Source organism: Chitinophaga silvisoli, assembly GCF_003412465.1.
In the GTDB taxonomy this organism is placed as follows: Bacteria; Bacteroidota; Bacteroidia; order Chitinophagales; family Chitinophagaceae; genus Chitinophaga; species Chitinophaga silvisoli.
The window spans coordinates 1105062-1121418 of record NZ_QTJV01000001.1 but is presented as its reverse complement, the minus strand read 5'-3'; the positions used below and the strand labels follow the sequence as shown (position 1 = coordinate 1121418).

General features: G+C 43.8%; 11 protein-coding genes. 2 read left to right on the top strand and 9 right to left on the bottom strand.

Going from position 1 to position 16357, the window contains the following annotated elements; all coding sequences use genetic code 11:
• Nucleotides 1-2: 2 nt before the first annotated feature.
• Nucleotides 3-785, top strand: a complete 783-nt coding sequence (locus tag DXN04_RS04540; protein WP_116852094.1) for a class I SAM-dependent methyltransferase — start codon at nucleotides 3-5, stop codon at nucleotides 783-785.
• Here DXN04_RS04540 and DXN04_RS04535 read toward each other — a convergent pair.
• The 4 genes from DXN04_RS04535 to DXN04_RS04520 all read right to left on the bottom strand — a co-directional run bounded on the left by DXN04_RS04535 (nucleotide 782) and on the right by DXN04_RS04520 (nucleotide 5515).
• On the bottom strand, nucleotides 782-1783 hold the full coding sequence (locus tag DXN04_RS04535) for an aldo/keto reductase (RefSeq protein ID WP_116852093.1): 1002 nt from the start codon (nucleotides 1781-1783) through the stop codon (nucleotides 782-784). The genes DXN04_RS04540 and DXN04_RS04535 overlap by 4 nt on opposite strands.
• A 110-nt stretch (nucleotides 1784-1893) precedes the next feature.
• Complete coding sequence (locus tag DXN04_RS04530; protein ID WP_116852092.1) at nucleotides 1894-2772, bottom strand: helix-turn-helix domain-containing protein; 879 nt, start codon at nucleotides 2770-2772, stop codon at nucleotides 1894-1896.
• 142 nt (nucleotides 2773-2914) lie between these two features.
• Entirely contained in the window at nucleotides 2915-3598 is a 684-nt protein-coding gene (locus tag DXN04_RS04525) for a GNAT family N-acetyltransferase (RefSeq protein WP_158568844.1), read from the bottom strand.
• A 186-nt stretch (nucleotides 3599-3784) separates the two neighbouring features.
• Nucleotides 3785-5515: a hypothetical protein gene (locus DXN04_RS04520; RefSeq protein ID WP_116852090.1), complete on the bottom strand. Its 1731-nt coding sequence runs from the start codon at nucleotides 5513-5515 to the stop codon at nucleotides 3785-3787.
• A 227-nt stretch (nucleotides 5516-5742) separates the two neighbouring features.
• On the opposite strand from DXN04_RS04520, the gene DXN04_RS04515 reads away from it, so the two are divergent.
• On the top strand, nucleotides 5743-6432 hold the full coding sequence (locus DXN04_RS04515) for a DUF92 domain-containing protein (RefSeq protein WP_116852089.1): 690 nt from the start codon (nucleotides 5743-5745) through the stop codon (nucleotides 6430-6432).
• A gap of 142 nt (nucleotides 6433-6574) precedes the next feature.
• Here DXN04_RS04515 and DXN04_RS04510 read toward each other — a convergent pair whose 3' ends face one another.
• The 5 genes from DXN04_RS04510 to hydA all read right to left on the bottom strand — a co-directional run bounded on the left by DXN04_RS04510 (nucleotide 6575) and on the right by hydA (nucleotide 16021).
• Entirely contained in the window at nucleotides 6575-8284 is a 1710-nt protein-coding gene (locus DXN04_RS04510) for an arylsulfatase (RefSeq protein WP_116852088.1), read from the bottom strand.
• A gap of 1019 nt (nucleotides 8285-9303) precedes the next feature.
• Nucleotides 9304-10572 carry an NAD-dependent dihydropyrimidine dehydrogenase subunit PreA gene (gene preA / locus DXN04_RS04505; protein WP_116852087.1) on the bottom strand — a complete coding sequence of 423 codons (1269 nt, stop codon included), beginning with the start codon at nucleotides 10570-10572 and terminating at the stop codon, nucleotides 9304-9306.
• A gap of 1000 nt (nucleotides 10573-11572) precedes the next feature.
• Complete coding sequence (locus tag DXN04_RS04500; protein ID WP_116852086.1) at nucleotides 11573-12895, bottom strand: NAD(P)-dependent oxidoreductase; 1323 nt, start codon at nucleotides 12893-12895, stop codon at nucleotides 11573-11575.
• 510 nt (nucleotides 12896-13405) lie between these two features.
• Complete coding sequence (locus tag DXN04_RS04495) at nucleotides 13406-14239, bottom strand: nitrilase-related carbon-nitrogen hydrolase (RefSeq protein WP_116852432.1); 834 nt, start codon at nucleotides 14237-14239, stop codon at nucleotides 13406-13408.
• A gap of 399 nt (nucleotides 14240-14638) precedes the next feature.
• Nucleotides 14639-16021, bottom strand: a complete 1383-nt coding sequence (gene hydA, locus DXN04_RS04490) for a dihydropyrimidinase (RefSeq protein WP_116852085.1) — start codon at nucleotides 16019-16021, stop codon at nucleotides 14639-14641.
• Nucleotides 16022-16357: the final 336 nt, after the last annotated feature.

Sequence of the window (16357 nt, the reverse complement as noted above, 5' to 3'; positions counted from 1 at the left end):
ATATGAAAACATCCACCTCTTATGAACGTGCCGCTATGCCCGAGGGCACTGCATCCGTGCTTGATACACGCACAATAGAAAATGCCAACGCGAACCTCTTAGCTGTTTTAAAACCCGGACATTCCGTACTAGATGTAGGTTGTGGCAGTGGTACCATTACAAAAGGTATTGCAAAATATGCCGGGAAAGTAACTGGCTTAGACAGAAGCGAAGCACTCATTAGCCTGGCCAAAGTAAACCCGGGCGGCGTTACATTCATAGTTGGTGACATCATGGACTACAACCCAAATGAGAAATTCGACATTATTACGACCGCCCGCACCCTGCAATGGATTGCTCAGCCCCGGGATGTAATCAATAAGATGGTCTCCCTGCTCAAACCCGGAGGCCTGCTTTGCGTACTCGATTATAATCACGAAGCCATTCGCTGGGATCCGGCCCCGCCTCAATCTATGCTCGACTTCTATGCTGCTTTCCTGAAATGGCGGGCAGATGCAGGCATGGATAATGCGATTGCTGATCATGTAATAGACCTGGTACATGTGAAGGCCTTAAAGATGACCGTCGAACAACAGGATGAATATGCAGAGCGCGGCATGGAAGGGTTTGATACCCACATCAGTCTCTGGAAAAAAGTGGCAGAGACAAGAGGCAATCAACTGGTAGCCGATGGTTATATCACAGAAGCGGCCAGGCTACGGGCCATTGAGGAGTATGACGTATGGGCAAAAGAAGAAGCCAGGAGCATGCGCCTGTACCTGAAGGCGACGCATGCTACTTTTTAATGATTCAGCATATTCATACTGTGCGAATCGTAACGGTTGCCCACAGCCACCCCGAATGATTCCAGCTGTGTGATTTCTGCTGGTGATAATGTTACTTCCGCAGCAGCAGCATTTTGTTCAATATATTTAACACGTTTTGTACCCGGAATAGCGGTCACGCCTTTAGAGAATACCCATGCCATTGCCAGCTGTGAAGGAGTCAGGTCCTTTGCAGCGGCAAGGTCCCGGACAGCTTGTACCAACTCCAGATTCTTATAAAAATTCTCTCCCTGGAAACGGGGAATGTACCTCCTGAAATCATCAGCCGGGAAATCATCCGGACTTTTTAATTCACCGGTAATGAAGCCTCTGCCCAATGGTGAATAAGCCACAAAACCAATCCCTAATTCCCTGGTTGTATCCAGCACACCATTAGACTCCACTTCTCTCTCAAAAAGGGAATATTCGGTCTGTAATGCTGAAATAGGATGTACTGCGTGTGCTTTGCGAAGGGTTTCAGGAGATACTTCGGAGAGACCCAGGTATTTTACCTTTCCTTCTTTTACCAGGTCACTCATGGCACCTACGGTATCTTCGATAGGTACATTAGGATCTGCACGATGTAAATAATAGAGGTCTATATAGTCAGTGCCGAGGTTTTTGAGGGAGCGTTCGATGGCCTTGCGCACATATTCAGGGCGGCCGTTGATCACACTCCATTCCATTTGCTCATTGTCGTCAATGTAGAAACCGAATTTGGTAGCGAGGGTGTATTTTTCGCGGTTGCCTTTGATCGCCTTTGCGACTAATCGTTCATTTAATAATGGTCCATAAGCATCTGCGGTATCCAGCCAGTTAATACCGAGTTCCAGTGCACGGTGTATAGTAGCGATAGCTTCGGATTCGTCGGCCTTGCCATAGATGTCAGTACCACCAATAGCAGTCATGCCCATGCAACCCAGCCCTTCTACGGGTACTTCCAGTCCCTGGGTACCTAATTTTACTCTTTTGATTGCCATATATATTTGTTTTATGACAGCAAAAGTAGAACAGGTAGCCGGTAGGAAATTATACTTTTCAAAGGAATAATTTAAAGTTTCACCTTCCTGGAGAATTAAAAGGCCTTCTTTTAAATTTTTACTTCCTTGCGGGCGGCCAGCGGTGTAATGCCTGCATGTTTCCTGAAAAAGCTGTTGAAATAAGAGGCGTATTCAAATCCCAGGCTATAGGCTATATCCGCTACACTCATATCTGTGTGCTTCAGGAGCGACTTTGCTTCTGCCAGGATCCGCTCGTTAATATGCGTGGTGGTAGACTTACCGGTTATTTCCTGTACGGCGGCATTCAGGTGATTGACATGTACAGCCAGCTGGTCGGCATATTCCCCGGCCTTCTTAAATTGTAAGGTAAACTGAGGTGGATCAACCGGGAATTGTCTTTCCAGCAGGGTCAGGAATAACTGGGTGATCCTGCTGGCCGCATTTTTAGGCGCGGCATAGGCCACTGCCGGCTCCATCTTAATTGCCTCATGGATAATGAGTTGAACCTGGTTCCGGATCAGTTCATGTTTATAAATGTATTCGCTGTCTGCTTCCTCCCGCATGCGCATAAAAATACCTTTCAGGTATTCAGTTTGTGCAGGGTTTAATAAATAGAGGGGATCTCCGCCCGGTTTGAACAAACTGGAATCCTTGAGGCTTTCCATCCTTCCGCCTTCCAGCAGGAAAGACTCTGTAAATACGCAGAAATAGCCGGTTACATTTATTTCCGGGTTATCCGCCCAGCTATAAGGCACCATGGGGTTCGTGAAGATGAGGGCTGGCTGGTCAAATTTAATGTTCCTGTTGGCGTAGAACAGCTCTCCTCCCCCCGACAGGATGAGGGAAATCTTATAGAAATCACGCCTGTTGTAAGAAGACAGGCTGCAATTGTTCTCTCCTGTAGCAGCAACGCGGAAGGAGCCCCCGATCTGCTCGAATCTCAGTAACTCGTAATTTGACTGTGCCATGCCCAAAATTACACATTTCAAAGGGAATAGCACTAAAATTTGGATAGGAAATTAATTCAAAGGGAAATGGCACCAGCACTTAGACAGGAAATTATTTCTAAGGGAAATAGCACTGGAACTTAAAAAGGAAAATAACTTCAGGCTACAACACTACCTTCGATAGCAGTTCAAACTGGGTAAAAGAAACCCTTCTCCTGGTTTTAAATCCCAGTTTCTCATACACCTTCACTGCCCGCTCATTAGTAGCCGTTACATGCAGGAAAGGTATAATCCCGGCATCCAGGTTCTTTGCCACCACATGTGCGACCAGTTGCTGTGCATATCCTCTGCCTGTAAATTCCGGATGAGTAGCCACCGCACTTACCTCTGTATACCCCTGCAATCGCATCCTTTCTCCGGCCATCGCCACTAAGCGGCCTTCCTGGAAAATACCGAAATAATCTCCCAGCAATGGTGTCTGTTCATGAAAAAAACCAGGTAAAGAAATGTTGATCAGTGTCAACATGTCAGCCAGGTTCTTATCTTCCAATTTAACTACGTCAGTATTGGGCACATCTGCTTTTTGCCCGCATATCATCTGCAAACAATCCACCTGCATGATGTATCTCCAGTTATCAGGCAATACCGGTACATCTCCGACGGTGAACATCTTCTCTCCTACAGTAAGCCAGTCAAGCAATTCATTGTAAGGTGCGGTCTCCGGATGTTCGGCCCCCATCACCTGCAATACACCTGCTTTGTATCGTTGTACGCTTGCTGTTCCCTGTGCTAATGTGCGGTGTACTGTCTGCAATGCATGCCAGACAGGATTATCTAAAGTAGTCATAGTAAGGCTGCCGTAAATACTATGCCATAAATAAAAAGAGGATGTATCAAAAATAAAAAGAGAGTGTACCAAAAAGTAAAAAGAGGGTTGTACCAAAATAAATGAGGTTGTACCAAAAAGTAAAATGATCCGGATGAATTCCTTCAACATACTTTTGATACAACCTCGTATAATTATTTAATCAGCTTAGTACTTCCACAGCTCAGAACGCGGCGGCAGTTTCACCACTTTCTGATTCTTATCGTCAAACAATGTACGGAACATGAAAGAAGATAAGTTCATAGGTCTTACATAACTATCTTTTGGATTGATGGCTTTACACCTGTCCAGCAGGTACAATGCACGGGATACCTGGTCAGACAGCAATGCAGCTGTCACAGAATTCCTCGCACACAGGTCCTTTACATTCTGGCTGATGCCGGGGCGTTGTAAGATTTCCTGGTATTTATCTACCATTCTTGCCAGTACAGCTTTGTTGGCGAGTGACTGTTCCTGGCTCTCCAGGTGCTCGATGGCATAGTCAGTACTATCTACCAGTGCTTTGATTTCCTGGAAACCATTTTCAGGATTTTTTACATCATACAGGTAGTAGAAACTATTGGGTACTTTATAATAACCATACGCATCATTCAGCCAGCTCGCCATTGCAGTCGTCATGCTGCTGAAACGCTCATTGTACAGGCGGTTGATCACATTACTCCTGAATTTGTCCAGCGCTTCGTAATACAGTGTATCGTTGCGGAATGGAATCACGCCATCGTAATTTGGATTAGGACGAACATAATTCTCATGAAATTCCTGGTGGAATTCCTGTGTTTCATCAATTACGATGAGCGTCTTTTCGATTTCACCGGCTTTATTAACCACTTCGATTTTAATAGGGCAATAGTAGGTGATAGTGGAGAGGTAACCATATCTGTCATTACCCAGCGGCACTTTGCGCATCCTGCCAAAATCAACGCCTGTAAGGCCCGGGGAAACGATTCTGAAAGTGATGTCAGGCGTTTCACCTTTTTTAGCACGCATGTATTTACCAAAGATGTAAATGCTGTTGTGCAGGTCAGGCCTGTCATTAGGCACGGTCATGATAGAGAATTTCTCTGTTTCAGGCATTTCCCTGATCAGACCATCCTGCCATACCTTGCTGGAAGCATACTTTGATTTCAGCTGCAGGTCGTCTTTCTGGCCTTCAGGAGATACCAGCAGGGTGTTAGGTCTTTCGTACAACGCGAGTGTTTGTGCATACAGGTCGCCAGTACGTGTTTTGTAGTTGTCAATCAATGTTTTGATAGCCACTCTTGACTCTTCGTTGTTACCATCCTGCAGGGCGTAATAGTAAGGCAGCAGTTCAGCGGCGGCAGTCTTCAGCAGACTATCTGCATAGTGACGGCTGGAGGCCGGGCCTTTCTTTTCAACATCAGCAGCTACAGCAAATTCAGAGAAGCGGACGTAGATTTTAAAGTTGGCTCTTACCACCATGTCCTTGATGAGTACATACTGAATAGCTTTGTGGATGTCAATCCATCTGTCTTCCAGTTTTTCGCCTTTGTCAGGTTTAGAGGGATTGCGATAATCAGGCGTGTTGAGCGTGTTAAAAACCTCGTCATTCAACAGGATTTTATCAGTCATCTTTATCGCTTCCTTAATTTTGTCCTTCTCATTACTCAGGAAGAAGGCCATGTTAGGTTCCACCAGTTGCTTGAATTCCAGGTACTGAGACTTAGCGGTATTCGCAAGATAGGTACGGCTTTCCGGGTCGGAGTAGGCAAAGATCATTCTGAATCTTGCATCATAGTCAAGCATTTTGAAGACGATGTCGGATTTGGTTTGTTCTCCGTCCTGAGCGATTGTCCATGTAGCAACAGTTAACAACAAAATGAGGGGCAGCCAGAATTTGGCTGTTCGAAAATTGATCATAGGTAAGGTTTATATTGAATTATTGTCCTCGGGTATAAGCAGATTGGGATTAATCCGGCCGCAAATATAGTATTATTATTTTATATATCTGATAAAAAAAAGAAGCTGTTTGTATCAAATTGAATATAATTAGTCTGGCCGCAGGCAATTGCGGAGGATGGGAGTGCTTATTGAAAGCGCAATGAAAATTGATACGCCACCAAAGGAATGAGCTACCTTTGTGGGCTATGTTGTTTCCGTCATTATTTAATACGATTATTATACTGACAGCGCTGATTATCATAGCGGTGCTGTGTGTCATTATAAAGAAACTGACCCCGGCAGCCGGGGTAGCGGCGATTGTGGTAGGCTGGTTTATTTTTGCGGGTGCGGGGTATGTAGGTGAGTTGCAGTTGTTTACATTCTTCGTGTTGTCTGTATTAGCAACACGGCATGGCAGGGCATTGAAAGGGAAAGCACATGGCGAGCAGCGGGATGCTTTCCAGGTATTTGCTAATGGCGGGGTGGCGACGATTATCGCGGTGATTGCCATGATCGATTATAATCATACGTCTTTGTATACCTTGATGATAGCGGGTTCACTGGCGGCGGCGATAGCAGATACCTTGTCTTCTGAGCTGGGAATGGTATATGGGAAGCGAACGTTTAATATTTTGACATTCAGGAAAGAGCCTAAAGGGCTGGATGGGGTAATTAGTATTGAAGGAACGTTGATAGGAGCAACAGGAGCGTTTATTATTGCTGCGATTTATATGTGGGACAGGAGTTTGTGGATCATTACTTTAGCGGGCGTGGGTGGAAATGTGATTGATTCCCTATTGGGAGCTACGCTGGAAAGGAGGGGTATAATTGGGAATAATGTTGTGAACTTTTTAAATACTTTGACGGGAGCCTTGATTGCGTATTTGTTATTTTGAAAAGAAGAGCAGCTATAAAGCTGGCACACGTTTATTCCCTTTCTTCTAAGGCACACGTTTATGTCCCTTTCTTCCAAGGCACACGTTTATTTCCCTTTCTTCCAAGGCACACGTTTATTTCCCTTTCTTCCAAGGCACACGTTTATTTCCTTTTCTTCTCCGGCTTCGGAAACACGCTATGCGTTCCGGCCCATTCTCTCCACAATCCCTCCAACTCCTTCACTTTCACAGGTTCCTGTGCCGCCAGGTCATGCACCTCACTCTTATCCACTGCCAGGTTAAACAAGTGCCAGGTACTATCATTGCTTTCTGACACCAGCTTCCAGTTGCCTACTCTTGCGTACCTCGCTCCAAAATGTTCATTGAACAATTCCTCATGTCCTGTCACCACCTTGCCTTTAAATGAAGGTACCAGGCTCACCCCACTACTTGCCTGAATGGCGTGTCCATTATAACTGGAAGGATACTTCGCACCCGCCAGTTCAATGAAAGTATTCATAAAGTCCATCACATGCCCTACCTGCTTGCTATACCCACCTTTCTTGGCAGTAATCCCTTTAGGCCAGAAAGCAATCATCGGTGTATGGATGCCCCCTTCAAATGATTCCGCTTTCCAATAACGGTAAGGGGTATTCGCAACATTTGCCCAACGTGGACCAATACTATAATACGTGGTCTCCGGACCCGGCATCGCCTTCTTATCCGCATACTCAATCTTCCTGCCATCACGCGTTTCATTTGGTCTGTCAAACCCCGGACCATAGTGATTACAGATCTCCGCACTTGCACCATTATCACTCAGGAACACAATCAAAGTATTATCCAGCTGGTTTGTCTCCTTCAGGGCTTTAATAATTCTGCCAATACCCTGATCCATCCTGTCAATCATGGCCGCATGGGTTGCCATTGCTGCCGCATCCCATTCCTTATCAGGATTAGCCTCCCAGCTCTGCTCATCTTTAAACCGTGGAGATAGTCTGGTCGTTGATGAATCGATCAGGCCCAGTTGTACCATCTTCTTATAGCGGGCTTCACGTATCGCCTCCCATCCTCCTTTATAAGTATCCTTATACCTGGCAATATCCTCCGGCAATGCATGCAATGGCCAGTGAGGTGCATTTTCTGCTACATACAGGAAGAAAGGTTTGTCATCATTTGCATACCCTTTGATGTATGCCACGGCAGTATCTGCAATCGCGTCAGTATGATAGTAGTTTTTAGGAACTTCTTTGATTGGTGTCGTACCACTCACCAGGCTAAAGGGATCATAGAAATCCACTACCCCCCAGATGGTCCCAAAAAACTTCTCAAAGCCTCTGCTGGTAGGATACTGCTCAATCGGTGAAAAAGTTGGATAGGTAGTATGGTGATTCAGCCAGTTCAGTTGCTCCTTTGGATCAGGCTGACCATTGGTATTGGATACATGCCATTTACCAGACATCGCGGTATGATAACCTGCTGATTTCAGTACTTCAGCGAGTGTGACTGCATTCTCAGTAATGTGTCCCAGGTAGCCAGGCTCGTCTTCCGCATCCGTCATCTTACCAATGCCTGCCTGATGATTGTATAAACCTGTAAGCAGCGAAGCCCTGGTAGGACAACAACGCGATGTGTTATAAAACTGTGTATACCTGATACCATTTTCCGCTAGGTAGTTGATATTCGGTGTATTGATTTCACCACCATAACAACCCAGATCCGAGAAACCCATATCATCGGCAAGGATCACTACGATATTCGGTCTTGTCTTTTTGCCGGGAGGGGTGGCCTTTTTAAAGCTGCCAAGTGTAAACAACAGAATAGCGCTGGCATAAACAGTCGCTGTACTAAAGATTAACTTTTTTCTATGCATATTCACATTTTAAAAGTACCAGTTGAGATTATTTGTCAGATCAGAATTATCTGTTAGATCAGAATTATATGTTAGATCAGAATTATATGTTGGACCAGGACCCAGGATAAAATCCTGTTGTGGAATTTGCCCATAAATAATCACGTATCAGGTTAAACGCTCGCACAAAGTTTTTATTCACTAGCATGGTTATACACCGTCATTCACATAGGTCATTTCCTTAATTGGACCAGGTATCATGCTCGTGGCAGTTTTCCATATTCTGATGTCAAACAAATGTAATCGTTCAAAAGCTAATTTCACAATTCTTTCATGACGAGCGGCTGCATGCAGTTAATTAATTGATTAATTGAGCGGCAGGGATTTGGGGGTTAGATAAGGAGTTGGGCGATTAGGGAAAAGGAAAGGACTTGGTTTTGAGGTGGGGATGCGGCAGATTTTTGGAAATGGCAATCCTGTTGTTTTTGAGGTTACGATGCGACGGATTTTTGGAAATAGCAGACCTGTTGTTTTGAGTAGCGATACGGCAGATTTTGGGAAATGGCAATCCTGTTGTTTTTAAGGTGGCGATGCGACGGATTTTTGGAAAAGGCAGCCCGGTTGTTTTTGAGGTGGCGATGCGGCGGATTTTGGAAATGGCAATCCTGTTGTTTTTGAGGTTACGATGCGGCGGATTTTTGGAAGAGGCAGGCTTGTTGTTTTTGAGATGGCGATACGGCGGATTTTGGAAATGGCAATCCTGTTGTTTTTGAGGTTACGATGCGACGGATTTTTGGAAATAGCAGGCCGGTTGTTTTTGAGGTGGCGATGCGGCGGATTTTTGGAAGAGGCTGGCCGGTTGTTTTTGAGGTGGCGATGCGACGGATTTGGGGAAGAGGCAGGCCGGTTGTTTTTGAGGTAGCGACGCGGCGGATTTTTGCAGGTGGAACGTAATCCGGTATCTGCTTCGGGTAAAATTGTTTATCACTAAAATTAAAACCTGCCAGTTTCAGGAAACTTTGTCCCGCCTGAATTATTCCCTAATGATCATTCAAAGGCAGTCCCCGCCGCTGAAACTCTTTCCAGTTCAGGTATTCATCGCCCTGGCGCTGCTCTTTCATCGTAATACAATTATCCACCGGACATACCAACTTACACAGGTTACACCCCACACATTCATCCTCCTTAATCGCATACGTATTATACGGCTTGCCATAAGATAAGCTAATTGCCTGATGCGAACCATCTTCACAACTGATGTAGCACAATCCGCAATGAATACACTTATCCTGGTTGATATTCGCGACTATATGATAATTAATATCCAGCTCTTCCCAATGCGTCAATGTAGGTACCGACTTGCCAATGAAATCATAAATCGTCGCAAATCCTTTCTCATCCATCCAGTTATTCAGTCCTTCACAGAAGTCTTCGATAATCCTAAACCCATACCGCATAGCGGCGGTACATACCTGCAAACTGCTTGCGCCTAATAACATGAATTCAACTGCATCCCGCCAGGTACTGATCCCACCAATACCAGACACCGGCACCTGAGAAGTAATTGGATCCTGGCTGATGGTCGTTAAAAACTTCAATGCTATTGGCTTCACCGCCGGGCCACAATAACCACCGAAAGTAGATTTGCCGCCTACATTGGGGTTGGGTACAAAGGTGTCTAAGTCTACCCCTGTTACTGACTGAATGGTATTGATCAGTGACAATGCATTTGTACCGCCTGCTACAGCAGCTTTTCCTGTGGGAACTACAGAATGAACATTGGGGGTGAGTTTGGTGATCACAGGTATGCGGGCTGCTTCCATTACCCACTCTACTACCATTTTTGCTATATCGGGGTCCTGTCCCACTGCTGCTCCCATACCTCGTTCGGTCATTCCATGAGGACAGCCGAAATTCAGTTCTAATCCATGGGCACCGGTGTCTTCTACTTTTTTGATGAGTTCATGCCAGCTTTCCCGGTTATTATCAGCCATCAGGGATACGATCATGGCCCTGTCGGGGAAGAGGCGGACACATTCTTTAATTTCTTTTAGATTGATGTCTAAGGGGCGATCGCTGATTAGTTCAATATTGTTGAGGCCCATTACACGGTAACCGTTATAGTCTATAGAAGAGTATCTGGAAGAGACATTTTTGACCTGGCTGCCCAGGGTTTTCCAGACTACGCCACCCCAGCCGGCTTCGAATGCCCGGAGAACGTTGACTTGTTTATCGGTAGGTGGCGCGCTGGCCAACCAGAAGGGGTTGGGGGATTTGATGCCTAAGAAATTGGTGGAAAGGTCTGCCATAAATTATATTTGAAAATGGGTGGAAGAATAGTTTGTGTTTTAAAAGCAGTAATTCTTTAAACGGTTAAACCAAAATTCATTTCTCAGTTGTTATTATTTCTTAAACAATTTATCTCTCAGGTGCTATCGTTTCTTAAGCAATTATCTTATCACTTGTTATTATTCATTGAACAATTTATCTTCTCAGTTACTATCTTTTCCTAAGCAATTCATCTCTCACTCGCTATCATTTCTTAAACAATTCATCTCTCACTAACTATCATTTCTTAAGCAATTATCTTATCACTTATTATTATTTCTTGAACAATTTATCTTCTCAGTTACTATCTTTTCTTAAGCAATTATCTTATCACTTGTTATTATTCCTTGAACAATTATCTTCTCAGTTACTATCTTTTCTTAAGCAATTCGTCTCTCACTCGCTATCATTTCTTAAACAATTCATCTCTCAGTTACTATCTTTTCTTAAGAAATTATCTTATCACTTGTCATTATTCATTGAACAATTTATCTTCTCAGTTACTATCTTTTCTTAAGCAATTCATCTCTCACTCGTTATCATTTCTTAAACAATTCATCTCTCAGTTACTATCTTTTCTTAAACAATTATCTTATCACTTGTCATTATTCATTGAACAATTTATCTTCTCAGTTACTATCTTTTCTTAAGCAATTCATCTCTCACTCGTTATCATTTCTTAAACAATTCATCTCTCAGTTACTATCTTTTCTTAAACAATTATCTTATCACTTGTCATTATTCATTGAACAATTTATCTTCTCAGTTACTATCTTTTCTTAAGCAATTCATCTCTCACTCGTTATCATTTCTTAAACAATTCATCTCTCAGTTACTATCTTTTCTTAAACAATTCATCTTTCACCCGCTATCATTTCTTAAACAATTCATCTCTCACCAGCTGTCATTTAATTAACAATTCATCTCTCTCTCATTATCATTCCTAATCGGATGAAACAGTATCCATTCTAACAATATCCATTATTCCCTGAACAAAAATTCCAATATCGCCTTTGCCCCATCCTTGCCGGCCTGCACCGCATCTACCACTTCCTTCCCCCCATTCACACAATCCCCACCTGCAAACACACCAGGCAAACTAGTCGCTGAATGATCATTGATCAACACCCTTCCATGATCATTATCTATTTTCGGCGAAGCCATTGTATACGGCAACTGTCCTGTCGCCTTGATTACCATATCCACATTCAGTGTTATCAACTCTCCCGTTCCAACTGGCGACTTTTTCTCATCTAACCTCATCACCTCACACACCAACTTCTTCACCTGCCCGCCCTCCCCTGTTATCTCCTTTGGGGCAGCCAGCCAGATAATATTACATCCATCCAGTTTGGCAATATCCAGTTCAGCTGTTGTACAAGGCATTTCCGCTTCCGTTCTCCTGTATACCAGCGTCACCTCTTTTGCACCTAATCGCTTTGCCTGCGTAGCGGCATCAATAGCGGTCATTCCCATACCAATCACTGCCACAGATTCTCCCACGGGGACTTCAGGATAGCCTTTTGTCCGGATTTCATAGATGAAGCGAATTGCATCTACCACGCCCTCCAACTGCTCTCCGGAGATTGATAACTGCCTGGCCAGGCCAACGCCATATGCCAGGTATACAGCATCGTATTCCTGTTGCAATGTTTCCAATACTACATCCTTACCCAGCTGCATATTGTACAATACATTTATTCCTCCTAATGAAGTAATGTAATCCACTTCTTCCTGGCAAAACTGCGGTGTCACTTTATAAGCCGCAATGCCGTATGTCATTAATCCACCACCTTTGTTTTCTTTTTCATAAATGGTGACATCTACTCCTTCTCTTGATAATGCATGTGCGCAACTTAATCCTGCTGGTCCGGCACCAATCACCGCAACTTTCTTCCCATTGGAAGGTTTTCTTGTGAATAATGGCCACTTTTCATGAATGGCACGTTCGGTGGCATATCGTTGTAATTTAGCAATAGGGATAGGCGCTTCTTCCATGAGATTGTATACGCAGGCACCTTCGCATAGTTTTTCTACGGGGCATACTTTGGAACAGCCTCCACCCATGATGTTGGCAGAGAAGATGGTGTAGGCGGCTCCTTTCAGGTTTTCGGTCGTAATCTGTTTAATGAATTTTGGTACATTGATGCTGGTTGGGCAGCTTTTGGTGCAAGGCGCATCATAGCAAAACAGGCAACGATTCGCTTCGACCAGTGCTGCGTTGTGTGTTTCGAATGGAGGATGGATGTCGCTGAAGTGCTTATCGTATTCCTCGCTTGTCAACCTGTTATTACGAAGGGCCATAATAATAATTTATGTTTTCTATAAAAGGAGGCTTGCTTTGGTTGCTATTTTTAAAAAGATAATAAAGCAACTGATAGTGCTGAAAGCATCCTTATGTCTCAGATCAATTGGTAAAGCCGTATTATCCTACAACGCTGTTAGCTTCCTTATGTCTCAGATCAAATGTTAAAGCCGTATATCCTACAACGCTCTTAGCTTCCTTATGTCTCAGATCAATTGGTAAGCCGTATTATCCTACAAAGCTCTTAGCTTCCTTAATGTCTCAGATCAAATGTTAAAGCCGTATATCCTACAAAGCTCTTAGCTTCCCTATGTCTCAGATCAAATGTTAAAGCCGTATATCCTACAAAGCTCTTAGCTTCCCTATGTCTCAGATCAAATCGCAATAACCGCAATTTTACCACAACGCTGTCCTATTCCCTATGTCTCAGATCAATTGGTAAAGCCGTAATATCCTACAAAGCTCTTTGCTTCCTTATGTCTCAGATCAAATCGCAAGCCCTAATTATTCTACAACTCTGTTAGCTTCCCATAAGTCTCCGGTCTCCTATCCCTGAAAAACTGCCATACGCTCCGCACTTCATCTATCATACCCAAATCAAACTCCGCCACCAGCAACTCATCTTTATCCTCGGAAGCCTGCGCAAAAATCTGTCCCCTCGGATCTACGAAATAAGAAGAACCATAAAACTTTCCTAAATTCCAGGGCTTCTCTTCCCCAACTCTATTTATACATCCCATGAAATACCCATTGGCAGCCGCATGAGCGGGTTGCTCCAGTTTCCAGAGATACTGGGAAAGTCCGGCTACTGTTGCAGAAGGATTATACACAATCTCTGCTCCATTCAATCCCAATACCCGCGCGCCGTCCGGAAAATGCCGGTCATAACAGATGTAAATGCCCACCTTTGCATAACGGGTCTGAAACACAGGGTATCCCAGGTTACCAGGCTTAAAGAAAAACTTCTCCCAGAAACCGGAAGTATGGGGTATATGGTTCTTTCTATATTTTCCCAGGTATTTCCCATCTGCATCAATAATAGCTGCGGTATTGTATAAAACACCTGCCTGTTCTTTTTCATACACAGGTACAATGATTACCATATTATATTTAGCCGCGTATACTGCTATACGTTCTGTAGTGGGGCCAGGTACGGGTTCTGCTGATTGATACCAGTCAGCGTTCTGACCAGGGCAGAAATAAGGGGTGTTGAAAATTTCCTGCAGACAAAGGATCTGTACTCCCTGTTCACCTGCTGTCTCAATCAATGGCACATGTTTTTGAAACATGGCTTCTTTGATTTCTTCAATTGTTCCTTCACCTTCTGTTTTTGGTAGACTCATCTGGATTAACCCTGATTTAATAATGCGTGACATGGGATTGTATGATTTTGGTTTAAAAAATGGTAATGCTTTTGAATTGTTGGGGTTGGACAAATTGATTATTAATTTGATCTTAATTAATAAGAGGGTAAAGTTTTATTGCAGGAAATTATTTGCTTTTTGAATTTTGCTTAATTGGGATTGTATAATGCGTATAAACTACCTGTTGCTTTTGCTCTTCCTTAAATAATCCCTTCCATTTTATTCCTGCGTATAAACCGACTATTGCTTTTTGCTACTCCTTAAATAATCCCCTTCACTTTATTCCTGCGTATAAACTAACTATTGCTTTCGCTCTTCCTTAATTAATCCCTTCACCTTATTCCTGCCTATAAACTGACTATTGCTTTTTGCTACTCCTTAAATAATCCCCTTCACTTTATTCCTGCGTATAAACTGTCCTGCTCCTTTCTGCAACAAACACTCCCCATTCTCTATCGCCACCTGCCCCCGCAACAGCACCATCTTCACCTTACCTGTTACCGGCCACCCTTCATAAGCAGAATAATCCACATTCATATGATGGCTACTCACCGACAACACATGTTCTTCATTTGGATCAAAAATCACAAGGTCCGCATCACTTCCTATTCCAATGGTTCCTTTGCGGGGAAACATTCCAAAGATCTTAGCCGGGTTTGTACAAGCTACTTCTACAAATTTATTGAGCGTAATCTTCTTTTCATGCACCCCTTCACTATATAGTAATTCCATCCTGTTCTCTATAGCCGGATGCCCATTCGGAATTTTCGAAAAATCATCCTTCCCCATTAACTTCTGCTCCCACATAAACGGACAATGATCTGTTGCCACTACATTGACCAATCCCTGATTGATCCCGGCCCAAAGCGTATCCTGATCCTTCGGTTCTCTCAAGGGCGGACTCATTACCCATTTCGCACTTTCAAATCCCCTTTCATAATAAGACCTGTCCAGGAGCAAATACTGAATACAGGTTTCTACGAATACATGCTGGTTGCGCCGGGTCGCATTGCGCACTGCATTTAATGCACCTTCACAGGTAAGATGAACTATATAGCCAGGACAACCTGTATAATTGGAGATATCTGCAAAGCGGCCAGAGGCCTCTGCTTCTGTAACTTCAGGTTGGGAGATGTAATGGTACCGTGGAGATAAATTACCACTGGCTTTGTTCTGGGCGACGAGGTAATCTATCATATCTCCATTCGTGGCGTGTACAGTCACCATACCTCCATGCTTTTTCACTTCCTGCATAAGTGCCACCATCTGCCTGTCGTCTATCATCAATGCACCTTTGTAAGCCATGAATGTTTTGAAGGAGGTAATGCCTTCTTCCTCTATCATGGTTTTTATTTCAGCTTTTGTGTTTTCATTAAAATCAGTGACTGCCATATGAAAACTGTAGTCCCCTACAGCGGTGCCGCGCGCACGGCTATTCCAGTCGTCTAGGGCTTCTTTCAGGGAATGACCTTGCGTTTGCAATACAAAATCTATCACAGTAGTGGTGCCGCCGAATAAAGCGGCACGGGTACCTGTTTCATGGGTATCGCTGGAAAAAGTACCCATGAATGGCATCGCAAGGTGGACGTGGGGGTCAATACCGCCTGGGAAGATTAGTTTGCCGCTGGCATCTATTTCCCGGGTGGCGGTGATTGGTAGGTTTTTGCCAATGGCGGTAATGGATTCTCCTTCTATAAAAATATCAGCTACGTAATCATCCGCAGCTGTAATGATTCTTCCGTTTTTAATCAGCAGTGACATATTCGATAGATTTTATTGATCTTATCAGCGAGTGTACAATGCTCAAACCGAGCGCCGGACTTAATGCCTTCCTCACTAATCAGCCGTCAAATACTCAATAGACTTATTTGATCTTATCAACGTGTGCTCAATACCCAACCAAGCGTAGGACCTAATACTTTTCTCTTTAATCAGCCATAAAATACTCAATAGACTTATTTGATCCTATCAACGTGTGTACAATGCTCAAACCAAGCGCCGGACCTAATACCTTCCTCTTTAATCAGCCGTCAAATACCCGATAGACTTATTTGATCGTAATAATATGCGTTTAAGGCACAAACCAAGCGCCAGACT